Source organism: Acetobacter oeni (genome assembly GCF_011516825.1).
In the GTDB taxonomy this organism is placed as follows: Bacteria; Pseudomonadota; Alphaproteobacteria; order Acetobacterales; family Acetobacteraceae; genus Acetobacter; species Acetobacter oeni.
Map to the genome: position 1 here is coordinate 123754 of NZ_WOTA01000004.1, position 23517 is coordinate 147270.

At 61.7% G+C, this 23517-nt stretch carries 24 protein-coding genes and 1 tRNA gene; 11 read left to right on the forward strand and 14 right to left on the reverse strand.

What is annotated here, in order from left to right:
* Nucleotides 1-213 precede the first annotated feature (213 nt).
* Nucleotides 214-615, forward strand: a complete 402-nt coding sequence (locus GOB90_RS04115) for a VOC family protein (protein WP_146886019.1) — start codon at nucleotides 214-216, stop codon at nucleotides 613-615.
* A gap of 95 nt (nucleotides 616-710) precedes the next feature.
* On the opposite strand, the gene GOB90_RS04120 is transcribed toward GOB90_RS04115, so the two are convergent.
* From GOB90_RS04120 to GOB90_RS04140, 5 genes are all read right to left on the reverse strand, one after another.
* Nucleotides 711-1253, reverse strand: coding sequence for a DUF3035 domain-containing protein (locus GOB90_RS04120; protein ID WP_146886021.1), 543 nt, complete (start codon nucleotides 1251-1253; stop codon nucleotides 711-713).
* Between the two features lie 11 nt (nucleotides 1254-1264).
* Nucleotides 1265-1804 (reverse strand): signal peptidase II, encoded by a 540-nt coding sequence (gene lspA, locus GOB90_RS04125; RefSeq protein WP_173571913.1) that lies wholly within the window; start codon nucleotides 1802-1804, stop codon nucleotides 1265-1267.
* The gene (ileS, locus tag GOB90_RS04130; protein ID WP_146886023.1) at nucleotides 1801-4737 is read right to left on the reverse strand and encodes an isoleucine--tRNA ligase; all 2937 of its coding nucleotides are present in this window, start codon (nucleotides 4735-4737) and stop codon (nucleotides 1801-1803) included. Before ileS ends, lspA begins: the two co-directional genes overlap by 4 nt.
* 195 nt (nucleotides 4738-4932) lie before the next feature.
* Nucleotides 4933-5175 carry a GNAT family N-acetyltransferase gene (locus tag GOB90_RS04135; protein ID WP_146886025.1) on the reverse strand — a complete coding sequence of 81 codons (243 nt, stop codon included), beginning with the start codon at nucleotides 5173-5175 and terminating at the stop codon, nucleotides 4933-4935.
* A gap of 24 nt (nucleotides 5176-5199) precedes the next feature.
* Nucleotides 5200-6354 carry a PepSY-associated TM helix domain-containing protein gene (locus GOB90_RS04140; RefSeq protein WP_146886028.1) on the reverse strand — a complete coding sequence of 385 codons (1155 nt, stop codon included), beginning with the start codon at nucleotides 6352-6354 and terminating at the stop codon, nucleotides 5200-5202.
* Nucleotides 6355-6838: 484 nt separating this feature from the next.
* Here GOB90_RS04140 and GOB90_RS04145 point away from each other — a divergent pair, with 484 nt between their 5' ends.
* Nucleotides 6839-6979 carry a hypothetical protein gene (locus tag GOB90_RS04145; protein ID WP_173571914.1) on the forward strand — a complete coding sequence of 47 codons (141 nt, stop codon included), beginning with the start codon at nucleotides 6839-6841 and terminating at the stop codon, nucleotides 6977-6979.
* 114 nt (nucleotides 6980-7093) lie between these two features.
* Here GOB90_RS04145 and GOB90_RS04150 read toward each other — a convergent pair whose 3' ends face one another.
* Both GOB90_RS04150 and GOB90_RS04155 read right to left on the reverse strand, forming a co-directional pair.
* A complete protein-coding gene (locus tag GOB90_RS04150; protein WP_146886030.1) occupies nucleotides 7094-7303 on the reverse strand; it encodes a TOBE domain-containing protein in 210 nt (69 codons plus the stop codon).
* Between the two features lie 41 nt (nucleotides 7304-7344).
* Complete coding sequence (locus tag GOB90_RS04155) at nucleotides 7345-7935, reverse strand: TlpA family protein disulfide reductase (protein ID WP_146886032.1); 591 nt, start codon at nucleotides 7933-7935, stop codon at nucleotides 7345-7347.
* Nucleotides 7936-7938: 3 nt separating this feature from the next.
* Here GOB90_RS04155 and argH point away from each other — a divergent pair, with 3 nt between their 5' ends.
* Both argH and GOB90_RS04165 read left to right on the forward strand, forming a co-directional pair.
* Complete coding sequence (gene argH, locus GOB90_RS04160) at nucleotides 7939-9390, forward strand: argininosuccinate lyase (RefSeq protein ID WP_146886035.1); 1452 nt, start codon at nucleotides 7939-7941, stop codon at nucleotides 9388-9390.
* Nucleotides 9387-9524 (forward strand): hypothetical protein, encoded by a 138-nt coding sequence (locus GOB90_RS04165; protein ID WP_173571915.1) that lies wholly within the window; start codon nucleotides 9387-9389, stop codon nucleotides 9522-9524. The genes argH and GOB90_RS04165 overlap by 4 nt, the downstream gene beginning before the upstream one ends.
* A 44-nt stretch (nucleotides 9525-9568) precedes the next feature.
* Here the strand turns inward: GOB90_RS04165 and GOB90_RS04170 are convergent, their stop codons facing one another.
* From GOB90_RS04170 to GOB90_RS04185, 4 genes are all read right to left on the reverse strand, one after another.
* Complete coding sequence (locus GOB90_RS04170; protein ID WP_173571916.1) at nucleotides 9569-11137, reverse strand: methyl-accepting chemotaxis protein; 1569 nt, start codon at nucleotides 11135-11137, stop codon at nucleotides 9569-9571.
* Nucleotides 11138-11489: 352 nt separating this feature from the next.
* Nucleotides 11490-11564: transfer RNA gene (locus GOB90_RS04175), tRNA-Met, on the reverse strand.
* A gap of 61 nt (nucleotides 11565-11625) precedes the next feature.
* Nucleotides 11626-13173 carry an amino acid permease gene (locus tag GOB90_RS04180; RefSeq protein ID WP_146886039.1) on the reverse strand — a complete coding sequence of 516 codons (1548 nt, stop codon included), beginning with the start codon at nucleotides 13171-13173 and terminating at the stop codon, nucleotides 11626-11628.
* 234 nt (nucleotides 13174-13407) lie between these two features.
* A complete protein-coding gene (locus tag GOB90_RS04185) occupies nucleotides 13408-14274 on the reverse strand; it encodes an undecaprenyl-diphosphate phosphatase (RefSeq protein ID WP_146886041.1) in 867 nt (288 codons plus the stop codon).
* A 227-nt stretch (nucleotides 14275-14501) separates the two neighbouring features.
* Between GOB90_RS04185 and GOB90_RS04190 the strand changes: the two genes are divergently transcribed.
* Nucleotides 14502-15005, forward strand: coding sequence for an MlaD family protein (locus GOB90_RS04190; protein ID WP_242011777.1), 504 nt, complete (start codon nucleotides 14502-14504; stop codon nucleotides 15003-15005).
* Nucleotides 15006-15028: 23 nt separating this feature from the next.
* Here GOB90_RS04190 and GOB90_RS04195 read toward each other — a convergent pair whose 3' ends face one another.
* Nucleotides 15029-16093 (reverse strand): D-alanine--D-alanine ligase, encoded by a 1065-nt coding sequence (locus GOB90_RS04195; protein WP_146886080.1) that lies wholly within the window; start codon nucleotides 16091-16093, stop codon nucleotides 15029-15031.
* A 214-nt stretch (nucleotides 16094-16307) separates the two neighbouring features.
* Nucleotides 16308-16913: a DedA family protein gene (locus tag GOB90_RS04200; RefSeq protein WP_173571917.1), complete on the reverse strand. Its 606-nt coding sequence runs from the start codon at nucleotides 16911-16913 to the stop codon at nucleotides 16308-16310.
* A gap of 221 nt (nucleotides 16914-17134) precedes the next feature.
* Between GOB90_RS04200 and GOB90_RS19095 the strand changes: the two genes are divergently transcribed.
* The 6 genes from GOB90_RS19095 to GOB90_RS04230 all read left to right on the forward strand — a co-directional run bounded on the left by GOB90_RS19095 (nucleotide 17135) and on the right by GOB90_RS04230 (nucleotide 22858).
* Nucleotides 17135-17659 (forward strand): hypothetical protein, encoded by a 525-nt coding sequence (locus GOB90_RS19095; RefSeq protein ID WP_242011778.1) that lies wholly within the window; start codon nucleotides 17135-17137, stop codon nucleotides 17657-17659.
* A 144-nt stretch (nucleotides 17660-17803) separates the two neighbouring features.
* Entirely contained in the window at nucleotides 17804-18799 is a 996-nt protein-coding gene (locus GOB90_RS04210; RefSeq protein WP_146888110.1) for a lytic murein transglycosylase, read from the forward strand.
* Nucleotides 18796-19683: a septal ring lytic transglycosylase RlpA family protein gene (locus tag GOB90_RS04215; RefSeq protein WP_146888082.1), complete on the forward strand. Its 888-nt coding sequence runs from the start codon at nucleotides 18796-18798 to the stop codon at nucleotides 19681-19683. The genes GOB90_RS04210 and GOB90_RS04215 overlap by 4 nt, the downstream gene beginning before the upstream one ends.
* Before the next feature lie 9 nt (nucleotides 19684-19692).
* Nucleotides 19693-21054, forward strand: a complete 1362-nt coding sequence (locus GOB90_RS04220) for a D-alanyl-D-alanine carboxypeptidase family protein (RefSeq protein WP_146888080.1) — start codon at nucleotides 19693-19695, stop codon at nucleotides 21052-21054.
* Nucleotides 21055-21157: 103 nt separating this feature from the next.
* Nucleotides 21158-21838, forward strand: coding sequence for a dTMP kinase (tmk, locus tag GOB90_RS04225; protein WP_146888078.1), 681 nt, complete (start codon nucleotides 21158-21160; stop codon nucleotides 21836-21838).
* Between the two features lie 3 nt (nucleotides 21839-21841).
* Entirely contained in the window at nucleotides 21842-22858 is a 1017-nt protein-coding gene (locus tag GOB90_RS04230; RefSeq protein ID WP_146888076.1) for a DNA polymerase III subunit delta', read from the forward strand.
* A 57-nt stretch (nucleotides 22859-22915) separates the two neighbouring features.
* Here GOB90_RS04230 and GOB90_RS19755 read toward each other — a convergent pair whose 3' ends face one another.
* Nucleotides 22916-23497 carry a DUF4070 domain-containing protein gene (locus GOB90_RS19755; protein WP_375790356.1) on the reverse strand — a complete coding sequence of 194 codons (582 nt, stop codon included), beginning with the start codon at nucleotides 23495-23497 and terminating at the stop codon, nucleotides 22916-22918.
* Between the last annotated feature and the right edge of the window lie 20 nt (nucleotides 23498-23517).

A 23517-nucleotide genomic window follows, 5' to 3' on the forward strand; every position in this document is an offset into this window, starting at 1 on the left:
CAGATCTTCCGCGTGCTTCCGTTCGCGTTAAGTGTTGCTGCGTTTCTCAGAGTTTTGCCCTGAAACTCACCAAAGGCCGGGGATCTTTGAAAACCGGTTTGCTGAGCAGGAAACCGGGGCAGGGGACGCAGGTCCCGCCAGACTCGGACAGAGCCTTACACGTTATGGCCGCGCCCGCTAAAAAGCGGCCAGACAGCAAGAGGAAAACACCCCATGGCAAAGATGATTCATTCCATGATCCGCGTCCGGGACGAACAGGCATCCCTGGCTTTCTACGAAAAGGCGTTCGGCCTCAGAATCGCCGATCGCATCGCATTCGATACCTTCACGCTGGTCTATCTCGCCAACGACGAACAGACCTTCGAACTCGAACTGACAATCAATAACGACCGCGACCGCCCCTACGACCTGGGTGACGGCTACGGACACCTCGCCGTCTCGACAGATAACCTCACAGCCGAACATGCCCGCTTCGAACGGGAAGGCCTGAACCCGCAGCCAGTCAAAGAACTCGCCCGCGAAGGCCGCGTGATCGGCCGGTTCTTCTTCGTGTCCGATCCGGACGGCTATAAAATCGAAGTCCTCCAGCGCGGCGCACCGGGCCGCTTTCTCTGAACGAGCCCAAAACAAAACGCGCCCCCCAAAGAGGGCGCGTTTCCAGAACCGGGAAAACCAGACCTCTCCCGATCAGAGCGTGAAGAAAACCGGCCTCAGAAGACGCCCAGAACCTTAGATTTTTTCGCCTTGACCGTCGGCGTCGCACCTTTCGTCGGCGAGTTACCAAGCGCCGCATTCGCCTTCAGACGACGATTCTCCGCATCGCCATCCACAACCGTGCCAGCCCCGCCGCCTTTCCAGAACAGCAGCGCATCGACATAACCCTCGCCAGCTCTGCCCAGTTCACCCTGATCCGGCTCCGCCGCCGCCTCGGAAGCCTCAGTAATCAGCATGTTCTGCGCCGCACTGCCCGAACCGGCCGTGCCATGCAGCGCCACATCCGGCGAGAGCGTCTCCAGCGCCTGCATCCGCTGGCTCTCATTCTCGGCAATCGGCGTCGTCGCCCCCGACTGCGGCTCAACAAGCTCAGAGGATGGCGGCATGGACAGCGGCGCTCTGGTCGTCACAGTGTACTCATCCGGCACACTGCGCTGGAGCCCGAACGCACGGGACACTTCCGCGCCGGAACACGCCGTCAGAAGAGCACTCAGGCTCACTCCAATCGCAACATGCCGAATTCCGACAATCACTCGCATTCTTTCCGCCTCTACCTGTCCCCGGCATCCGTTCCGACCACACCGGAAGCGCCCTGCGCTCCACGCTGACGGTCATGATACAGACTGTCCAGTATCAACCCGATTACACTACACACTATCGCAGCATCGGCCACGTTGAACACATACCACGACCAGCCGAAAGCGTGAGCATGGATAAAATCAACCACCGCGCCATATTTCAGCCGGTCCAGCACATTCCCCACCGCGCCGCCCGTGATCGCGCCGATCAGCATCGCTATCATCACGCGCCGCGCCTGCGCCATCCATACGAGCAGCCCCGCGACAATGGCAAGCGACACCGCGGAAAAGATAACACGCCCCGCCGCTCCGGCCCCGCCAAGCATCCCGAAGGTAATGGCGTGATTCCATACCATGGTGAAATTCAGCCCCGGAAAGACGGCAACCGAACCTTTTTCCGGCAGATCGAAATCATACAGGATCCAGTATTTCGTCAACTGGTCGAGCAGAAAGATCACACAGGCGCTGAGCAGCCCCAGACTCAGCGACCGGTACTGCAATTTCAGCTTCATTCGGAAACCGGCGCGCAGGTCAGACCCTTTTCAACAACATCGGCACAGCGCAGGCAAAGCGTTGCATAAGCCGCGTTCGTCCCGACCTCGGGCAGAACACGCCAGCAACGATCACATTTTTCGCCCGGCGCAACAGTCACCATCGGCAGGCCACACGGCAGAGCCACATCAACTCCGCCTGCTGCACTTTCCGGCACTGGCACGGTCGCCGGGATCACACTCAGTTCCGCCTGCGAGACAATAGCCAGCTCCGCCCAGTCCACACCGGCAACCAGCCCGGCCTGATCCTCAAAAACCGGCAGATCGATGGCAGCCTGAAGAGACGACCCGATATTGCCTGACCGCCGCGCCGTCTCGATCTCCGTCGTAATGATCCGCCTGACCGCCCGCAGCGTCACCCAGCGCTCCCCAAGCGCGGCATCGTGCCACGCATCCGGCAGTTTCGGAAACGCCTGAAGATGCACCGACGTCTCCTCGCCAAACCGCGCCGTCCAGGCATCGTCTGCCGTGAAAACCAGCACCGGCGCCAGCCAGATCGTCAGACAGCGATGCAGATGGTCCAGAACCGTCCGCGCAGCCCGCCGCTTCAGACTGTCCGCGCCATCGCAGTAAATCGTGTCCTTGCGCACATCGAAATAAAACGCCGAAAGATCCGTCGTGCAGAACCCGTGCAGGGCAGGGTAAACCCCAACCCACTCATGCGTCTCCACGGCATCGGAGATCAGCCGCCCGAATTCGGTCAGACGATGCAGAACCCACTTTTCCAGCTCCGGCAGGTCCTCATAAGGAACGGCCTCCTCCGGCGTGAACCCGTCCAGCGCGCCAAGCAGCCACCGCAGCGTGTTCCGCAGCCGGCGATAAAGCTCGCCCTGCTGTCTGAGAATCTCCTTACCGATCCGCAGATCCTCACTGGTATCGGAATTCATCACCCACAGACGCAGAATGTCCGCGCCCAAGGTGTCATTCACATCCTGCGGCGCAATCACATTGCCCAGCGACTTGGACATCTTCCGCCCGGCTTCATCCATGACAAAACCATTGGTGACCAGCGTCTTATACGGCGCCACGCCCCGCGTGCCGACACTCTCCAGCAACGAGGACTGGAACCATCCGCGATGCTGGTCCGACCCTTCCAGATACAGATCCGCCGGAAAGCGCAAGCCCGGCTGGCCGAGCACGAATGCATGGGTCGAACCGCTCTCGAACCACACATCCACAACATCGAAAACCTGCTCGTAGTCAGCGGCCTCATAAGCGTTCCCGAGGAAACGCGACGGATCGCTGTCATACCAGGCATCCGCGCTCTCATCGCGGAACACATCGACAATCCGCTGCATCACCTCCGGATCGCGCAGAACCTCGCCGGTCTCCTTGTGCACGAACACCGCAATCGGCACGCCCCAGGCCCGCTGCCGCGAAATGCACCAGTCCGGCCGCCCCGCAACCATCGAAGTCAGACGGTTCCGCGACTGCGCAGGCACAAAGGTCACGTCATCAAGCGCCGTCAGCGCCTTGTCGCGAATATGGTTGCCATCGTCCATCGCAATGAACCACTGCGGTGTGGCCCGATAAATGATCGGCTTCCGGGACCGCCAGGAATGGGGATAGGAGTGAACGATCGAACTGCGCGACACCAGACCCGCCGGCGCGCTCCCGTCCGCAATACTCCGCTCCATCGCCCCGGTCAGCGCCTCACAGACCGGTTCAGCCGCCTTGAACACATGCGTCCCGCCAAACAGCGGCACCCGGTCGAAATACTTCCCGTCATCCGCGACCAGCTCCGGCACCTCGATCCCGTTCGCCCGCCCGACGGCAAAATCATCCTCGCCATGCGACGGCGCGATATGCACCAGCCCGGTGCCCGCATCCGCCGTCACAAATTCGGCCGCAAGAAGCGGTACGTCGAAATCATACCCCTGACCGCGCAGCGGATGCGCTGCCACGGTCCCGGCCAGCGCGGACCCCGGCATCGTGCACAGAACATGATGCGCCAGCACCCCGCTGTCCCGGCACACCGTCTCAATCAGCGAGTCCGCCACCAGGATCTTCGCCCCCGGCGCCAGCAGCGCCTCCGGACCCGTCTCATCGACACGCACCACCGCATAGGTGATCTCAGGATTGAAGGCGATCGCCCGGTTCGCCGGAATGGTCCACGGCGTCGTGGTCCAGATCACAGCGGAAACCCCGTCCAGCCCATGATCCGGGGTCGGGTCCTTAACAAACGGAAACGCCACATAAATCGTCGTGGACGTATGATCGTGATACTCGATCTCGGCTTCAGCCAGCGCCGTCTTCTCAACCGGGCTCCACATCACCGGCCGCAGACCGCGATACAGACTGCCGTTCAGCAGAAACCGCCCGATCTCCTCAGCAATCGCGGCTTCCGAGCTGTAATCCATCGTCGAATACCGATGCGACCACTCACCCTGCACACCCAGACGCTGAAACTCGCCCATCTGTACATCGAGCCACCGCCCCGCCCAGGCCCGGCATTCGCCACGAAACTGCAAAACCGGAATGGAATCCTTGTCCCGCTTCGCCTTGCGGAACTCCTCCTCAACCTTCCATTCGATCGGCAGCCCGTGACAGTCCCAGCCCGGAACGTAATGCACCGCATAACCCGACATGCGATGGCTGCGATTGATCACGTCCTTGAGGATCTTGTTCAGCGCATGCCCGATGTGAAGATGCCCGTTCGCATAGGGAGGTCCGTCATGCAGAACGAAAAGCGGCCTGCCCTCCGCCGCATCCCTGATCTTCCCGTCCACATCCAGCGCCGCCCAGCGCGCCAGCAGTTCCGGCTCGCGCTTCGGCAGATTGCCCCGCATCGGAAAAGACGTCTTCGGCAGAAACACCGTGTCGCGATAACCGTCAGCCGCGGTATTCTTCTGTCCGGCAGGAGCACCGGGCTTGCTGTTTTCCGATCCGGTCATCGTAATCTCGGCCACCCTCTGCGAAAGAAATTCGGGGTGGTGTTATGCGGAGGACCAGGCCGCAAGGTCAAGGCTCCTGACCGCCTTGATAAACCCGAACCGAAAAGCCTCCCCTGAAAACACCAGAACTGAAAACATCTGTGCCCGGCATCCAGCCCCTGCCACATCAAAACCGGCATCTCACCACCCGCCACATCAGCCGGGGGCCCACTCGTCCCGGAGTATCCCCGTCAGAGCAAGATACCACCGGGCCGCACCCACTTTCGACGCCGACCGCCGGATACCCTCATGCCGAAACCCGACCCGCGCATAAGCGCGGATCGCCGCGCCCCACTGCACCACATCTTCCTCAGAGGTAAACCAGCCCGCCAGCGTAGAAAAATGCTCCGGCAGAAAACGAATGAAGATCAGCCCGCGATCAGATGAACCATCCTTCATGGCAGCAGAAAGCCCCCGCGACCATCAATCCGCGCCGGCGCCCTGCCTCGCGGTCGCCTCGGAAATCCCCGCCCTCCTGCGAGCCGTATCCCGACGTCGCAGACTCCACATTATAAACCCGGACAGCGGGAAGAACACCAGCGCAATCCCCGTCAGAAAAACCGCAAACTTCCACAGCGGCGCAATGATCGCCGGCCCGGCCAGCTTCGCCTCGTGAAGCTGATGCAGCCACTGGAACATCCATTCCCCTATCCGCTGCACCCCGGGATCGCGCGTCACACGAAGCACATCCCCATGCGGATCATACTGCACAGCGGCAGGCCGGTTCGGCCCGTAGGCCGGCAGTGCAACCTCCAGAGACTGCTGCATCGAACTTCCGCCAAGCCTCACATCCATCAGAACCGCATCAGGCATTTTCGTGCGCAAGGCCGCCAGAGCCGCGTCCAGCCCCTGTTCTCCCGGCAGCCCGGGTCCGGCGCCATGATGCGCATGCCCTCCGCCCTGGTCCGGACGCTGAATGCCAAAAAGCGCTTTCCCGAACGGAAAGGCCATAACGGACCCGCTCACCGCGAGAAACAGCAGCATGCCGGATACCCAGAACCCAATGCTGACATGCGCCTCGCGCCAGAGACGCAGCCCCCGCGCGCGACGGGAAATCATCACGGTCCTGCGCCACTTTCCCGACCTCCACAAAGATGGATGCGGCCACCAGATCAGCAGCCCGGTCACAGCCAGCCCGATGAGGAACACTCCCATAAACCCGGTCGCCCAGTGCCCGAATGGCAGAAGAAACATCTCCTCGTGCAGAGTGTGCAGAAAGCGGAATGATGCCGGAATAATATGCGTGCGGATGACAGACGGTTTCGTCGGATCAACCAGAACCTCGAATGTCGGATGCCGCTCGCCCGGCGGCCCGAAAGTCACGAGCGCGCTGTCACCCGCCCACCGTACCGGATCGAACCGCAGCGGGATCATTCCCTGAGGCGCGGCAGTCCGCGCCGCCGCGATTATCGCTTCCACCCCGGGCGCGGAACCGGTCGCCACCGCGTCCGGCACGGCAACGGAAGGCCGCGCCGGCATAAAATAGGGGAACAGAATCAGAACCGTGCCGGTCAGGCCCTGGAGCGCGAATGGAAGCACCAGAATAAGCCCGATCCACCGATGGATTTTGCGCAGCACGCCCGACACCCTGTTTGTTGAGAAAGGTTCTCATCTCTATAGAAACGCGAATATGCTATCAAGCCCTCGTTACGAAATCGAAGCGTCACATCGCTTCCGCCCGGAAGCAAAGCCATGCGCAGATAAAACACCTGATATCACACAGGCAATATAGAAGCCGCGCTCCACGAAAATTACGTCATCCGTCCAACGAAATGTAACGGTATAAGCAGCCCCGCTTCCTGAAGCCGACACCGCTCTCAGCCCCGGCATACCGCCACCGGAGCCAGGTGCGGACAATCGCAAATCGCCGGAAACCACGATTGTTAAGATCGGCTTTCCCCAAGCCCCAGGCCGTCCGCATGCAGCAGGCATCGCTCGTTTGTGAAGACAGGGCAGGGGAACATTTCCGCTCCCCGTCTATTAAATTCAGCAGAGGCAGCCAGCCTGCCCGCACGGCATCAGGCCGTCACGGAATTCGTATTTTTCGAAAAGGAGTGTCTTCATGAGTTCGGATCGGAATGACAAACCTAAGGAAAAACCGACAAAGAGAGAGAGCGACAAAGACCTCGATACCTCTCTCGACGAAAGTTTCCCCGCCAGCGACCCGCCATCCCAGACAGATGTTGTCCGTCCAGAAAAATAGCCGGTGAAGAATAATCCGCTCTGACAGAAAAAGCCCGGTCTGAAACCGGGCTTTTTTGCGTCTGATCAGGCAGGGCAGGGCGCCCGGCTCAGACCCGGCCTGTCCGAAACAGTCTCAGTCGTCCGTGCCAACCATAACATCCGACGCCTTGATCACGGCATACGCCGTCTCACCAACAGCCAGTTTCAGATCCGCCACCGCCTCATTGGTGATCGCCGCCATGATCGTCGTTCCCCCCACGTCAATGCTGACATGAGACGTCGTAGCGCCCTTCGTAATGTTCGTGATCTTCCCTTTAATCTGATTCCGTGCGCTGAGTTTCATCAATTGTCTCCCTGTCAGTCCGGTGAATACGTCCGCCGGCCTTACGCCAGCAAACGCCGCAGACTCGCCACGGCATCCGGATCGTCCCAGCGGACAGGCCCGGCATGGCGGCCAACCTCCTGCATGTCATGATTGAGCAGCAGCGTAAAAGGAAGCGACTGCTCCTCCAGAGCCGCCGAAATACCTGCCCGCGTGTCGTAGAACGACGTAAAATCGCGAAGATTCAGACGAGCCAGAAAAGGCGGAACCTTCTGCGGCCCCAGATGATCGACCGCAACAGGGATCACCACAATCCCGCTTTTCTGCAACGAAGGCGCCAGAGCGGCGAGGGCAGGGAGTTCCGTCACGCACGGCCCGCACCAGGTCGCCCAAAGATGCAGAATGGCCGGCTGCCCCCGGAAACTGATCAGATCCCGCTCATCGCCACTGCTATCAGTAAAAGTGAGCGTCGGCAGAATCTGCGGCGCATGAACCGCAATCTGCCAAGGCGCGACCGGTGCATCGTCAACAGTCGCTGCACGAAGCGGTTTGCGCCCCGCAAGGGCTGCCATTAGGGTGCCCGCCATGGTGAGAACGGTGCGCCGACGCAGCGATGGCGCTGTCTGTTGGATGCGGATGTCACGTTGAGGCATGAGATGAGTTTGAACGAGCAGAACGGAGCAGGCAAGCCGGATAAGGCAACCGCCAATGCGCAGTGGGGCGGGCGATTTGCCGGCGGCCCCTCCGCGATCATGCGTGAGATCAACGTTTCCATCGGCTTCGACAAAGTCATGTGGCGCCAGGATATCGCCGGCTCCCTCGCTCACGCCGCCATGCTGGCAAAAACCGGCATCATCAGCGCGGAAGACGAACAGGCCATCCGCAAAGGCCTCACAGAGATCGGCCACGAAATCGAGGCCGGAACCTTCGTGTTCGAGGACGCGCTCGAAGACATCCACATGAACATCGAAGCCCGGCTGAGCGAGCGGATCGGCGAGCCCGGCAAACGCCTGCACACCGCCCGCTCGCGCAACGACCAGGTCGCAACGGATTTCCGCCTGTGGGTCCGCGACGCAATCGACGGCATCTCCGCCCAGGTCACCGCCCTGATGCACTCGCTGGCAACACGCGCCCTGGAATACGCCGACACGGTCATGCCCGGCTTCACGCATCTTCAGACCGCCCAGCCCGTCACGTTCGGCCACCACCTGCTCGCCTATGTGGAAATGCTATCCCGCGATCACGGACGCCTCGCGGACGCCCGGAAACGCCTCAACGAATGCCCGCTCGGCTCAGCCGCTCTCGCCGGAACCTCATTCCCGATCGACCGGAAAATGACAGCCGCCGCCCTCGGCTTCGACCGCCCGACCGCCAACTCGCTGGACGCCGTGTCGGACCGCGATTTCGCGCTGGAATATCTCTCCGCCCTGTCCATCATGGCGATGCACCTCTCGCGCCTCGCCGAAGAAATCGTCATCTGGTGCTCTGCCCCGTTCAGCTTCATCCGGCTGTCCGACGCCTTCACAACCGGCTCTTCGATCATGCCGCAGAAACGCAACCCGGACGCCGCCGAACTCGCGCGCGCCAAAGTCGGACGCATAACCGGAGCTCTGATCAGCCTGCTGACCGTGATGAAAGGCCTCCCGCTGGCCTACGCAAAGGATATGCAGGAAGACAAAGTGCCCGTGTTCGGGGCAACCGAAGCCATAGCGCTGACACTCGCCGCCTGCGACGGAATGGTGCGTGACCTGACCGCCAGTAAATCACAGATGCAGCTCTTCGCCGGATCGGGCTTTTCAACCGCAACCGACCTCGCCGACTGGCTCGTCCGCGTTCTGAAACTCCCGTTCCGCACCGCCCACCACGTCACCGGACGCATCGTCGCACTCGCCGAGGCAAAAGGCGTCGATCTGAGCCAGCTCAGCCTGAGCGATATGCAGTCAGTGGAACCCGGCATCACCGCGGATATATTCTCGGTCCTCTCCGTCGAAGCCTCGGTCGCCTCCCGAACCAGCGAAGGTGGCACGGCAGCATCGAACGTGAAGCAGCAGGCCACATCGTGGCTCAAAAAGACCGCCGCTCACCCGTTCTCAGGAGAGCCGGCATGAACCGCCTTATCGTTCTCCTGACACTCTGCGTCATGCTGCTGCCACTGGCCGCCTGCGGCAAAAAAGGCTCACCCAGCGCCCCGGGCCCTTCAAACGAGGTCACCTTTCCACGCACTTATCCGCAACCCGACTGACATCGGCGCATATCAACGGCAGCCAGACGTGCCCGTCACAACCCTCAATACGTCGCCGCCACAACCTTTTCCGGCAAAGCCCGTTCCTGTCCGGCATCCGGCCAGTTGCCCGATGACGCCGTCTGCCAGGGCGTCCGGGCCGTGTACTGATCGATCCTGAAATTGCTCACCAGTCTCGTCAGTTCGAGCGAACTGGCATCCATCGCCTGACCCTTCCGTGCCGTCTGATGCACGGCACCGGCATTCCTGCGCGTCTCCTGTTCAAGTCTGGTCACATGCTTGCTGATCTCATCAGCGCGCGACGACTGAATGTTCGTGGCTTCGTCGATCTGCTGCGCCAGCGTCCCCACCGCCCCGATCGACTTTCTTATGCTGGCAATGGCAACCCCGGCGGAGTTCGCCAGTTCAACGCCCTCTTCCACTTCCCGCGCGCTGCGATCAATCAGGGATCTGATCTGTTTTGTGGCCTCGGCGGAACGAACGGCCAGATTGCGGACTTCCTGCGCCACCACGGCAAATCCCTTGCCCGCATCGCCAGCCCTGGCCGCCTCGACACCGGCATTCAGCGCCAGCAGATTGGTCTGAAGCGAGAGCTCGTTGATAAGACCGACAATCTGGGAAATTTCATTCGATGAGCGGGAAATTTTCTCAATCGCATCCGTCACGTCCGACACGGTCTTTTCGCCGTGCGTGGCGCCAACCTCACACTCCGCGACGCTGTTGTTCACATCCGCCGTCTGTCCGGCAATCAGTTTCGTGGCATCAGCAATGTTCTCAATAGTCCGCGAGAGATTTTCAAGGTCATTGACCTGAACATCCATCACGGATGCCACTCCCTGACTCTCACGGTTAATCATGCGGGCATCCTGCTCAACACGTTCCGCATTCTCACGGACAGAGCAGATAATCCCCGTCAGACCGCTGATCAGTGTCTCAAACGCCATCGCAAGACGTGGCGATTTATCGCGTAGCTTCGCGTCCACCTGAACGGAAAGGTTGCCTTCCGCCACCTGCTCAAGCGCTCCGGCAAGCATGTCCAGAGCCTTTTCCTGCTCGATCGCTTCAGCCTGCCTCTGATCTTCCGCCGTATCCAGAGCCGAGGTCACGGCCAGTTCCATGTCCAGCATCGTCGCCTTGATGAGCAGACCAACCCGCGTGACCAGGTCATCGCGCGGCCTGACATCATCTGGCGTCCTGGAACCGAACAGAGACGATGTCCTGTTTTCCGGCCATGATTTTCTGATCAGATCACCGATGATCGCTTCAATGAGAAGCGAATTCCCCGCGATATACCAGCGCGTCGGCAGACCAATCCGCGCATGCGTCGCTCCGATTTTTTCAACCCGCCGGAGGTAGTCCGCCCGGAAACGATCCGTAACGATCGAATGCCAGTGCTTCATCTGCTCCGTGCGGGCATGGGTAATCTGCGCCTTGCACGAAAAAAACGATGAAAGATCAGGCGTTTTTTCAATTCTGGCGTAAAATTCATCAAGCGCGCGGGGAAGTGTTGCCGCGATATCGCCACTCGTGCTCTGAAGAACATCAAGCTGTCTCGGGCCAATGTTGAGAAATTTTACGCGTCCCTCGATGTCGAAAGGTTCTCTGTTTGTCACGACCAGCGTCTTTTCATTCTGGGGAGAGGGAATGCGCCGCAAAGGTAACGGAAAACTGGTTAATCAGCCCTGAATGCCACACGGAAACCCGGCGGAATCACGATCATTTCTAAAAAGTATATTCCGGCTAACGCCTGTCCTGAAAAAAAGCGCTGATTTCATTCCGGTATAATTACGCCGGCGCAAAACCCCCGGCTTCATAATCCCGTTGCAGCAGCCCGCTTCAGAACGTCCCGATCAAGCATTGCGACAATTGCCGGAGATATGAACATCCGGCCCGCACAGCCAGTCTCGCCGCGAAAAGCAGAACCCGGAAAGACTGAAAACCAGCACTGTCTGAAAACCCGGCAGATGGTAGCGGCGGACGGATTTGAACCGCCGACCAAGGGATTATGATTCCCCTGCTCTACCGCTGAGCTACGCCGCCATCGTGCCGGTGGCGTTCAGGTATCCGCGCCGGGCTTTCAAGTCAAGCCGGCTTCTGAAGCTCATCCGACAATGCGCGCCGATGCATCAGACGCAACCGCAGCCGCAAGACGCGAATGAATACGACCGTAAAAGCGATAAATTGCGGCACCGACCGCAAAATAACTGAAAAGCAGAGCCGCCGGAGTGGGATTGCCCGAAAACAGATCCCGGACCACATCAATGAACAGCGGCGCGGCCATCACAATACAGAACAGAATCCCAAGAGCCGGCGCGATTCCAATCCAGAATCCCCGGATGCGTATCCCGCCAAGCGGCACCCTGAACGGACGCACCGCATCCGGACGCGCATTCCGATCCCAGATGACCGTAAAACACACCACCCCGAAAGCCGTCGCCGTGCCGATACTTACAAGATCGCTGATGATATCGATCGGGAGCAGGGCCGTCGCCGCGGCAACCGCCACCCCAAGAATAATGGCCCCCATCCAGGGCGTGCTGTAACGCGGATGCAGCGCGCTGAAGACCGGCGGCAACAGCCCGTCCCGCGAAATGGTGAAAAAAATCCGGCTCTGCCCGTAGAGCAGCCCGAACAGAACCGAACACAGCCCGATCACCGCGCCAAGCTTGACCAGCAGCGCCAGCAGAGGCCAGCCGATTGCATCCACCGCAAGCGCCAGAGGATCGGCAACATCAAGCGTGCGCCACGGAACGACACCGATCAGCACCGCCGCCACGCACATATAAACAACAGTGCAGATCAGAAGAGACCCGATAATGCCGATCGGAATATCCCGGCGCGGATTTCTCGCTTCAGACGACGCCGTGGAAACGGCCTCAAATCCCACATAAGCAAAGAAAATAATCGAAGCCGCCCGAAAAATCCCCGGTACACCGTAGCGAAACGAACCTTGAGACGGCGGAATAAAAGGATGCCAGTACTCCATATGGATGGAACGCAGCCCGACAATCATGAAGACAAACAACACGCCAACCTTCAGCATCACAATCGCCGTGTTGATCTTCACCGATTCCTGCACGCCCACGACAAGAAAAACCGTCACAAACAACACCGAAACCGCGCCGACCAGATCGATATGCGGCCCGATCGACGCATCCATCCCGTGTGGCGTCATCGTCGTCCGGATCAATGTCTCACACAGAAACCGCGGCACGATCACGCCAAAATCATGCAGCAGACTCACCGCATAACCGGAAAATCCCGCCGCCACACCGGCACAGGAAATCCCGTATTCAAGCAGCAGAAGCCAGCCAACCCACCACGCCGCCCGCTCCCCGAGCGATACATAGGCATAACTGTAAGCAGATCCAGAAACCGGCATGGCCGACGCAAGCTCGCCATAGGACAAAGCCGTAAACAGACAGGCAAGTCCGGCAATAACAAACGAGAGAATAATGGCCGGACCGGCATAATTGGCCGCCGCTGTGCCGGTCATGACATAAATCCCGGCCCCGATGGTCGATCCCACACCGAGCATCGTCAGCTGAACCGCACCAAGAGAGCGCTTCAGGCCACTGTTCTCATTCTCCTTCTCAATATGCTCGATAGTCTTGCGAAGCGGCCGGGCTCCGGTCAGGGGACGGGTCATGACAGCGGTATGGTCTCCTTATCGGTCCGGAACACAAGCCGGACAGCGTCCTGCAAACCGGTAATCCGTGTCTCTCAGTCAAAAACGTTACAGCAAGAGAACGTTCCATGAAATGGAATTCCGGCAGGAAAATCCATAGCAGGCATGAATCCGGCATGCGAGCCCCGTCGGGCCGTCTTCAGCCCGGCAGACTCACACGCAGCCACCCGGAACACAGGCCGCCACAGAGAAGATTCAGAGGACGCCTCCGAGCACAACCAGCGAGCCAAGCCCGAACGCAATACAGTAATAGGCAAAAGGAGCCAGCGCCCAGTTATCGTGATTGCGGAAATAACGCATCAGAATACCCGTGCTGATCAGCGCCGTAATGCCGGAAACAACAGCCGCGATCAGCCCGATATGAATCTGGTCATGCGTGATTGTCATATGACGCATCTTCATCATCTGATGCGCCGTCGCCGCCAGAATGATCGGCTCGGCCATAAGAAAGGAAAAGCGTGCCGCCACATCATGATGCAGCCCGCGCAGCAGGCCACCCGCAATAGTCGCGCCTGACCGTGACAACCCCGGAAAAAGCGCCAGGCACTGAAAGCAGCCAATGAAAAGCGCATCCCTGGCCGTCAGACTGGCTACCGGGCGGGACGCTTCCGGCACGCCCGTCGTCGCCGGCCCGAAACGCCCGCGCAAACGCTCCACCGCAAGCAGCAGCAGCCCGTTCACCACAAGAAGCCCGGCAACAGGAAGCGGCGAACCGAACAGATGCCGCAGAATATGCTCCAGAGCCGCACCCACGATCACCGCCGGAAGCGTCGCAATCGCAAGCAGCCAGAGAATTTTGAAACTCTCAACCCGATACCGGCTGCCATGAATCCCAAGCGCCCCGGTAATGATCGCCGCCCAGTCGCGCCAGAAAAATATAAACAGCGCAACCGATGTCCCAAGATGAAGCATCACGAGAAAAGGCAGGAAAATCTCATCGCTCTCGTTGAACGGCCAGTGCAGCAGCGCCGGAAGGAGAACAGCATGACCAAGGCTGCTGACGGGGAAAAGTTCGGTCGCTCCCTGCAGAATTGCAATGATAAGAGCTTGCAGCAGCGTCATGGGCGGACCCTGTTTCAATAATGAACACCCCGGAGCGGATGTGACTCGCGCCGGAAGAGTCGGGGGCTGAAAAAAATTATGCGGACCTTAACGCGGTCCGCGAAGCGGCGATACCGCCTCCGTCACGGAATATGCGGATACCGGGCGGATTAAACCCCGACAACCCGCCCATACCCGGCCGCGCTTGACGACATACGGCTCGCACCGGCTTATTGCGGCAGAGCAGAATGGCAGGGGCACAGGCCCCCGTCGGTCATGAGGATGCGCTAATGGGTCACAGCCGCGAAGCCGGCACAATCGTGTTCAGTTTTGCCGTGCTGGCCGTAACGGCAGGGTTTACCCTGTACGCACGCAGCACGCAGACGGATCACGGCGCCCCGCGCTATCCGCTCTCGGCGGAATTCGTTTCAGCCAACGGCCTGAAACGCGGCGCGGATGTGGATATCGGCGGCGTGCCGGTCGGACGTGTGTCAGATATTCACCTGGATACAAAAACAGCCATGGCCGTCGTCCGTTTCGAAGTGAACGACACGCTGCATTTCCCGACGGACAGCATACTTTCCGTCGGCAGCGCCACAATGTCGGGCGACAACGCCCTCATGATCGAACCCGGCACCTCGCAACAACTCACAAAAGCAGGAGACGTTCTGGCCAACACCCGCGAGCCGACAAGCCTGGAGCAGCAGGTCAGCAACTACATCTTCGGCAATGGCGGCCTGCCACCGGAATAAACCCCGGTCACTCCACACGCCGCTCAGTCGTTGAGCGGATAGGACCGCATCAGTCGGCGCTGTTCACGCCATAGCCGGATACCGTAAAACAGCCGGGTCGATTTCCAGCCCCGCCTGCGATTCTCAGCCCCGATACGAAACGCCTCGCCATAATGGTGAAACTGCGTCGCATAGGCTTCTCGCAGAGTCGTCCGCGAATCCCAGATATGCGTGGCCTCCGAGCCAACCCCGTTGATCTCGATGATCTCGAAATCTTTCCCCGCGCGAAGCGCCTCGACAGAGCGGAATTTCAGATCAACCCGCCCGAAATGAAATTCAGGAATATCACGCATAATCCGGTCAACCGCCGCCGTCAGCTCCGGAGTCACATCATCCGCGCCATTGCGAAAGACCGATCCCTTGCAGTGATTCCCCGTAAAAACGAGCGGAAGCTGCTCGCCCGCCGGCAGAACGTCATTGAGCCGCCCGGCTAGCCGGGGCCGGTAGATCTGCGGCACCAGACGCGTCCGCGGATCGGCCAGCAGAAGCTCGTCCACCGTCGATTTTCCATCCCCGGTCAGTGCCGGAACATCCTTGTAGGTCACCGAAGAAATGCGGCCGCACGCCTCATTCGCATGGCGAATATAGAACAGCCCGGCCTCATGTTCCCATGGAATCAGCCGCTGAATGACAAGCCGGACCCCGCGCGGAAAAGACGCCAGCGCGGCCGCCAGCGCCCCGGCCGTCTCCGTGAGCTTCACACCCGTCCCGTTGCACCCGATATCGGGCTTCACCACAACCGGCAGAGCAATCCCCGCCGCCGACAACGCCGCCCGGGCGCGCGCCAGATCGTCAGTATCCGTGTCCAGAACGATGTAAGGTGCGATCGCCTCCCGCGCCACGGGACCGGCCATATCCAGAATGGCGCTCTTACTCTCACAACACAGACCACCGGTCGTGATCTTCGGATTGGCCGCCGTCGGCATCCCGAAATCGCGATACCAGATCCCGAGCGCAATCCAGTAAGCAACGATCGGCGTGTAAAACAGCCAGCCGGGCCAGAACTCGAAAAAGCTGACCGGCTCCTTCTCTTCATCGCGCTTCAGCAGACCGGACACCGCCCCGAGCGGCCCCGCGCCCCGCCACGCCCCGGAACCGGCAGGCCCCTCATTGCGTCGCGGCAAAGGCGGAAACCCGGCGGAAGGACCGGGAGAAGACAGACCGGAAACCGCCGGCCGGTTATCTGAAGCGGAAGAGAGGCTGTCACCGGCGGCCATAAGCGACTCTGTGTTCTGTAGCTGATCCATTGTCGTTCTGAACCTGTCAGTTTCGGGAATGCATGCGGGCGACATGACGCCCGACGAGAATAATTGACATAACAAAGCCAACGATGCCGACCCACCGCCAGGCGCCCAGACTGTCGAGCAGAACCTGACCGAGACGGAGCGATAGCGCAAACAGCGCCGTTGTCCAGATCAGCGTCGCAATAGCAGTAGCCAGAATGAAAACGCGGAAGCCCGCGCCGAAAAATCCGGACGCCGTGTAAATGGGCAGCCTTGTACCCGGAATGAACCGGCAGATGAACACAACGCGAAACAGCGCCGGCCCGGTCCACCAGCCCCCGGCCGGGGGCGCCGGCGTGCCGTCCCGGCGCGTGGCAGCCGGCGCCCAGCGCCGGGCGGCAGGCCACAGCGCCGCCAGCCGTCCAAGGCCATAAAGCCCCGCATCGCCCACAATAATACCAACGTAAAGCGCAGGCAGAGCCACCACCATCGACACCAGACCACTCCCGACCGCAATGGCCGTCAGCGCGGTCGCGCCGTCTTCCAGAATGAAAGTACCAAGCAGAATGGCCAGAACCTGTGCGAAAGGATCATGCGCGGCAGCGGTCAGCCACGCAGTCAGAGACCCGGACGAAGTGAGAGACATGGCGCTGCTCTTCGCACGGTCCGACGCGATCTCCAATTCCGTGCATGCGGTGCGGTCACGCGCCGCGCGTCTGAGTGCCGGCGGTCGCATGTCAGACAACACTCTGATAGAATGATCGTAACAGCCCCAACCGGGCCTCTTACAGCGGAAACCCGCGCCGGATCTCCCGGACCGGGAACGTGAAAAGAGACTGCCCCGACCGCGAAACGGAATTGCAGATCTTGAAAGAGAAACTGGTCTCGATCGAAGAGATGGCACAAAGCCTTCCCCGCCTGCCGGCTTCCGGCATCAAGAGGCTGACCGCCCTCCGGGCCGCCTTCGCCAACAGACCGGCCCCGGCGGCGCTGGGCGTCCGTCCCAATCGGGCAGGATACCATCTTGCCCCCCTGGAAGTGCGGATCGCGGAAGTCGAGGCCATCGCGGCAACACGTCCCGAACCCGTCAAAACCCGGGTCCAGGCGCTGCCTCCGCTTTCGGAAGAGGAAGCACGCGGGATTCCGACGGAAGCCCTGTATTTCGACCGTGACTGGTACGTGCGGACCTACCCCGATGTCGCACAGTCCGGAATCGATCCCGCAACGCATTTCCGCGAGTGCGGCGACAGGGAAGGGCGCAACCCCAATCCGCACTTCAACTCGCGACTCTACCTGGCCGCCAACCCGGACGTGGCGCACGCGGATCTCGGTCCGTTCGAGCATTTCATCATGTACGGCATCGAGGAACGTCGCCGGCTCCGGCCCGACTGAAGCTCCCGGACAGACCTCATCCCGCCACGCAAAGCCGCCCCCTGAGCCGACCTCTGGATGCCGGTCCGGGAAAGCCCTAATGAGACTTCAGAATCGTATTCCTCAGAGTCGCAGTTGTTCCGGGAGAGACATAGAATGGTTCGCCTGATCGGTCGTCGGACCGCCCTTCGTGGTCTCGCTCTCACCGGAGCCGGTCCGATGCTGATAAAACCAGCCTCCTCATCGGCCGCGACAAAAACCACGGGCAGCTACGCCTCCTTCCTCGCCGAAATCCGCAGCCAGGCCACGGAGCAGGGCGTCTCCGCCGAGATCGTCAGCGAAGCTCTGGCCCTGACCCGCGAGCCCAACGCAAAAGTCCTCAAGCTGGACCGTCATCAGCCGGAATTCACTCTGACCTGGGCCCAGTATCGCACCCGCGTCATCTCCCAGGGAAAGATCGACGCCGGCAAAGCCGCCCTGGCCGCAAACGAAGTCGCCCTGGCGCAGGTCGAATCGCGTTCAGGCGTCGAGCGTCAGCCCATCATGGGAATCTGGGGCCTCGAATCGTTCTACGGTCGCCTGACCGGCAGCTTCAACGTCGTCGATGCCCTCGCCACCCTGGCCTATGACGGTCGCCGCGCCGCATTCTTCCGCGCCGAACTGCTGAAATCCCTGAAAATCCTCAACGAACGCCGTATCACCCCGGCAGGCATGACCGGCAGCTACGCCGGCGCCATGGGCCAGCCGCAGTTCATGCCGAGCGCCTACCTGCAATACGCTAAAGCCTTCGACGGCTCACCCCGCGCGGATATCTGGAAATCCGTCCCCGACGTGATGATGTCGATTGCAAACTACCTCGCACGCTCCGGCTGGCGCACCGGCGAACCCTCCGCCCAGGAAATCCGCGTGCCGGATTCCCTGCCACAGGCCGAACTCGGCCGCGAACACACACGCACCCTCGCACAGTGGATGCAGGCGGGCGTCCGCCGCGATGACGGCTCCTCTTTCACCCGGAGCAACGTGGAAGGGGCCGTCGTCCGCCCCGACGGACCGGGCGGACAGGCCTTCATGGTCTATCACAACTTCAGCGTGATCCGGCGCTACAACCCTTCCGATTACTACGCGCTCGGCGTCGGCCTGATGGGCGGCCTGACAACATGACCTCCATTGCCTGGCGACGGCTCAGCGTCGTCCCCGCCGCGATACTGGCGGGCTGCCACCCCACAGGCCCCGCCGTGACCCCGCTGCCGCATGTGCATTACGAAGTCGGCGCGCCCTGGGTCGCAAACGGAGTGTGGCATTACCCGCATCAGGAGTTTGCCTACAGGGAAACAGGCCTCGCCGTTATCGACGCGCCGGCTCAAGCGCCACGCCTCACGGCCGATGGCGAACTCTACGACCCGATGGTCATGGCCGGCGCCCACCCGACCCTCCAGCTCCCGGTCATGGTCTCCGTCCGGAACATGGAAAACGGCCGAACCATCACAATCCGCCTGAATGATCGCGGCCCGGCCAATCGCGGCAGACTCGTCTCCCTGACACCCCAGGCCGCCGCCGCGCTCGCCATCGCACACGAGCCCGCGCAGGTCGAAATCACCGAGCTGGAACTGCCAAGCCGCACCTACGCCGAAACCCTGCCCGGCGGCCCGCTGCTGGACATGCAGGCGGCCCCCGTGGCCGACGTCCGGCAGGAGACCCTCGATTCGGCCGGACAGCGCACGGCCGTCCCAACCGCAAGCCCATCCGGCGGGGCAGGGACCACGGCATCGTCCACCCCGACCGCGCTTCCGGCGTTGCCGGTCACCGTAACCCAGGGCTGGGCAACCCCCGGTTCCCTGTGGGTGGAAGCCGGACGTTTCACCGAACGGCGCTACGCCGCACTGGCCGCAACCCGCGCCGGAGGAACGGTCTGGCACCCCTCCGAAAGCAACGGACCGGCCTGGGTTGTCCGCGTCGGACCCTTCACGCGAGCGGAAGATGCGGACGCAGCACTGGACCGTGCCCTGAATGACGGGTTAACGGGTGCTCAGATCATCGTCGAATAGGGATTCAAAGTGCAGACCCGACGGATTCTTCTTGCCAGCGGCGCAGCCGCTTTTGCCGGTGGTGCTGGTGTTCTGAGCGGGACTGCCCTGCCGGAAACAGCGCTGGCGCGGCCACGTCATCACGCGGCGCGTAAAGCATCCGCCGCAAACCCTGACGAAGGCGGCGCCGATTCAGCAGCCTCCGCCGCGTCACCCGCCACCACGCCCATCGGTCCGGTGGATACGGTCGCGCGCTGGGCCTGCATCGTCGATTTCGCCAGCGGCATGGTCCTGCTCGAAAAAGCCGCTGACGAGCGGATGCCGCCCTCCTCGCTGACCAAGATGATGACCGCCTACGTCGTCTTCGCCATGCTTCAGGCCGGACGCCTGAAACTCGACCAGATGCTGCCGGTCAGCGAGCGCGCCTGGCGGATGCAGGGCTCTAAAATGTTCGTGCCCCTCGGCGAAAGCATCGCCGTGCAGGAACTCATCCAGGGCATGCTGATCCAGTCCGGCAACGACGCCTGCATCGTGCTGGCGGAAGGCATCGCCGGTTCGGAAGAACAGTTCGTCGCACTGATGAACGACACAGCCGCAAAACTCGGCATGACGAACTCGCACTTCGTGAATTCAACCGGCTGGCCAGCGGAAGGGCACTATATGTCCGCCCGCGACGTCGCCACGATTGCGGTCCACCTGATCCGCGACTACCCGCAATATTACCATTTCTTTTCCGAGACCGAGTTCAAATTCAACAAGATCAGCCAGGGCAACCGCAACGTCCTGGTCGATAAAGGTCTCGCAGACGGCCTGAAAACCGGCCACACGGATGCAGGCGGCTTCGGCCTCTGCGCCTCGTCACAGCGCGAGGGCAGGCGGGTCGTCATGGCGCTGAACGGCATGCCCTCCTCCAATGTCCGCGCCCACGAGGGAGAGCGCCTCCTCGCCTGGTCCTTCGCCAATTTCGAACTCGCAACAATCGTGAGAAAAGGCCAGGTCCTGGATCAGGCCCCCGTCTGGATGGGCGAGGCCCCGACTGTTCCCGTCGTCGTGGCCCGGGATGTCTCCCTCGTCCTGCCTCACGGCTGGCAGTCGAAAGTCCGCGTCTCGCTCGATTACGCCTCGCCCGTCGTGGCGCCCGTCACGGCAGGACAGGCGCTCGGCCAGCTTACCATCACACTCCCCGGAGCCCCGGCCGCAAACATAGCTCCACCGCCTCTGCCGCCTGTCGCGCCCGTTGCCCCCGGCCAGCCTCCGGCCGTCATGCCTCCCGCGCCACCGGCACCCCCGGCTGACCGCACCATGACCGTCGCCGTACAGGCCGGAAACGCCGTGGCAAAACTCGGCTTCGGGGGCCGTATCGCCGCGCGCCTCGGCATGAAACATCACTGAAACCCGTCAGAGGCCGGAGATTTTTGAAAACGACCCGTTGGTTATCAACAAATCCATTCGTCTCCGCGATGGCTGGGCATAAGAACACAAGCGGAGCACGCGCATGACACGCCTTTCCCCGAGCGGCGCGTTCATCACCTTCGAAGGCGGTGAGGGCGCCGGAAAGTCCACCCAGCTCCGCGCCGTGGCCCCCCGCCTCAGAGAGCTGGGTCACGACGTCATCGCCACCCGTGAGCCCGGCGGCTCACCCGGCGCCGAAGCCCTGCGCGATCTCCTCCTCTTCGGTGAGCACGACCTGTCCGCCCGCGCCGAAATCATGACCCATTTCGCCGCCCGCTGTGACCATGTGGACCGCGTGATCCGCCCGGCACTCGCCGCCGGAAAAATCGTCCTGTGCGACCGGTTTTTCGATTCAACCATGGCCTATCAGGGCTACGGTCGCGGTAACGGCGATCCGGACCTGCTGGCCCTCATTCATTCGCTCCGTAATCTGACCGGCCTCACCCCCGACCTCACCATCCTGTTCGAGGTCGGCCTGGAAACAGGCCGCAAACGAATCACGGCCCGCACCGCCGTCAACGACGCCGCACGGCCCGCGCCAGGCGCCACCGACCGCTACGAAAGCGCCGATATGGCCTTCCACGCCCGGGTCGCCCAGGGATTCGAGGCCATCGCCCGGGAGGAGCCGGCCCGCTTCATCCGTGTCTCATCGGAAACCTCCGGGGTCGAGACCATCACAAACCAGGTCGTGTCCCGGATCGAAGCCTTCCTGAAAGCCCGCTGACTGATGGCCCCGCGTAAAGGCGGCGCCCGCTCCGCCACGACCGAACCCGAAACCACCGCTGTCACCCCGCTCGACACCGCGCGCCGCGCTTCCCTCGATGTCATCGGCCACGACATCGAATTCGCCACCTTCCGTCGTGCCGCCGCATCGGGTCGCCTGCATCACGCCTGGCTGCTCACCGGCCCGGAAGGAATCGGAAAAGCTCCCCTCGCGTTCCGCATGGCCCGCAGCCTGCTCAACGCCGAAGATCCGACCACCCCCGCCGCCCGGCAGATCACCGCCGGTTCCCACCCGGACCTCCTGGCCATCGGCCGAACCTTCGACGAAAAACGCCAGAAATTCCGAAACGAAATCGTCGCCGACGAAATCCGCCCCATCAACGCCTTCATGCACCGCACCGCCGCGGAAGGCGGCTGGCGCGTCGTCATCATCGACACCGCCGAAGCCATGAACCGCAACGCCGCCAACGCATTGCTGAAAGTCCTCGAAGAACCGCCCGCCCGCGCCATCCTCCTGCTCACCTGCGCCACACCCGGCATGCTGCTGCCCACCATCCGCAGCCGCGTCAGAAGCCTCCCGGTCGCCCCCCTGAGCAACGCTGAAATCCACGCCGTCCTCACCCGCACGGCCCCTGAAACATCCCCCGAAGAACTCGCGCGCGTCGTTCCCCTCGCACAGGGCTCACCCGGCCGCGCCATGACCCTGCTCGCCGACACAGGCGGTACAATCGACGCCATCGCCCACGAAGCGATCAAAGGCATGACCACCGCCCGTATGCTCAACGTCGCCGACGCCATCGGCCGCAGCGATACCGGCTTCGACCTGTTCTTCACCCTGCTCGGCAGCGCCATGGTTCAGACAACCCGCGGCATCCCCCCCCCGGACCTGTCCCGGAGCGTAAAACTCGCCGAAGCCTGGGAAAAGGTGATGACCATCCGCAAGCAGACCGAACAGTTCAATCTCGATAAACAGGAAGCCATGATCGAAGCCATGTCCGTCGCCGGAACCGCTCACGCATAGCGGCCCGATCCCGACACAGGTCTGCTTTTTCCGCCAGCCGCTTTTCCGCAGCCGCGATCAGACAGCCAGAAGCTCTGCCTCCACAGGCCGTTCGACCGGAGGCGCCTGCCAGCGCCCGGAATCCACGTCACTGATCTCCCGGTCAATCTCCCCGACAACCTGTCGCGCAAACGGCCCGAGATGCAGATACAGCGCGCTGACCATCACCACATAAGGCAACGCTTTCGGATTATGCACGGCACAGTCCAGAAGCATGCGCCAGAACTGCCCCCCCGCCCCGGGGCCGGCCCGGTGAATACGAAAAAGCAGCCGGACGAAACTGCGAAGATCACCCCGGATCATCCGATGGGCTCTCTCACGTTTCAGCATCCGCCCCAGCCGGCGCACACGGCCGAAATAAGCGGCCGGCTCATAAATCGCTTCCAGCACCGTCCTGTAGTCACTCAGCACATCGCGACGCGGCCGCTTCGTCTCGAAGTTCAGCCCGGCAGTGCACTGATCCCCCGACTGCGTCTGCTCGCCGCCGGAGAAAAGACGCCCCTCCGCCAGCAGACGCCGCGTAAGTTGCGTCGTCGGCAGCGCATAAAGCAGCCCGACCATACAAACCGGAATCGACGTATCCTCGATACATTCGATCATACCAGCGGCAACATGGCCCT

Bases quoted from the DNA above. Each gene is read 5' to 3' on its own strand.
- argH (WP_146886035.1), top strand. From the start codon at position 7,939: ATGAGTTTGAACGAGCAGAACGGAGCAGGCAAGCCGGATAAGGCAACC.
- GOB90_RS04180 (WP_146886039.1), bottom strand. From the start codon at position 13,173: ATGACCCGTCCCCTGACCGGAGCCCGGCCGCTTCGCAAGACTATCGAG.
- GOB90_RS04190 (WP_242011777.1), top strand. From the start codon at position 14,502: ATGGCAGGGGCACAGGCCCCCGTCGGTCATGAGGATGCGCTAATGGGT.
- tmk (WP_146888078.1), top strand. From the start codon at position 21,158: ATGACACGCCTTTCCCCGAGCGGCGCGTTCATCACCTTCGAAGGCGGT.
- GOB90_RS04200 (WP_173571917.1), bottom strand. From the start codon at position 16,913: ATGTCTCTCACTTCGTCCGGGTCTCTGACTGCGTGGCTGACCGCTGCC.
- GOB90_RS04185 (WP_146886041.1), bottom strand. From the start codon at position 14,274: ATGACGCTGCTGCAAGCTCTTATCATTGCAATTCTGCAGGGAGCGACC.
- GOB90_RS04145 (WP_173571914.1), top strand. From the start codon at position 6,839: ATGAGTTCGGATCGGAATGACAAACCTAAGGAAAAACCGACAAAGAGA.
- GOB90_RS04115 (WP_146886019.1), top strand. From the start codon at position 214: ATGGCAAAGATGATTCATTCCATGATCCGCGTCCGGGACGAACAGGCA.
- GOB90_RS04120 (WP_146886021.1), bottom strand. From the start codon at position 1,253: ATGCGAGTGATTGTCGGAATTCGGCATGTTGCGATTGGAGTGAGCCTG.
- ileS (WP_146886023.1), bottom strand. From the start codon at position 4,737: ATGACCGGATCGGAAAACAGCAAGCCCGGTGCTCCTGCCGGACAGAAG.
- GOB90_RS04135 (WP_146886025.1), bottom strand. From the start codon at position 5,175: ATGAAGGATGGTTCATCTGATCGCGGGCTGATCTTCATTCGTTTTCTG.
- lspA (WP_173571913.1), bottom strand. From the start codon at position 1,804: ATGAAGCTGAAATTGCAGTACCGGTCGCTGAGTCTGGGGCTGCTCAGC.
- GOB90_RS19755 (WP_375790356.1), bottom strand. From the start codon at position 23,497: ATGATCGAATGTATCGAGGATACGTCGATTCCGGTTTGTATGGTCGGG.
- GOB90_RS04215 (WP_146888082.1), top strand. From the start codon at position 18,796: ATGACCTCCATTGCCTGGCGACGGCTCAGCGTCGTCCCCGCCGCGATA.
- GOB90_RS04155 (WP_146886032.1), bottom strand. From the start codon at position 7,935: ATGCCTCAACGTGACATCCGCATCCAACAGACAGCGCCATCGCTGCGT.
- GOB90_RS04150 (WP_146886030.1), bottom strand. From the start codon at position 7,303: ATGAAACTCAGCGCACGGAATCAGATTAAAGGGAAGATCACGAACATT.
- GOB90_RS04230 (WP_146888076.1), top strand. From the start codon at position 21,842: ATGGCCCCGCGTAAAGGCGGCGCCCGCTCCGCCACGACCGAACCCGAA.
- GOB90_RS04165 (WP_173571915.1), top strand. From the start codon at position 9,387: ATGAACCGCCTTATCGTTCTCCTGACACTCTGCGTCATGCTGCTGCCA.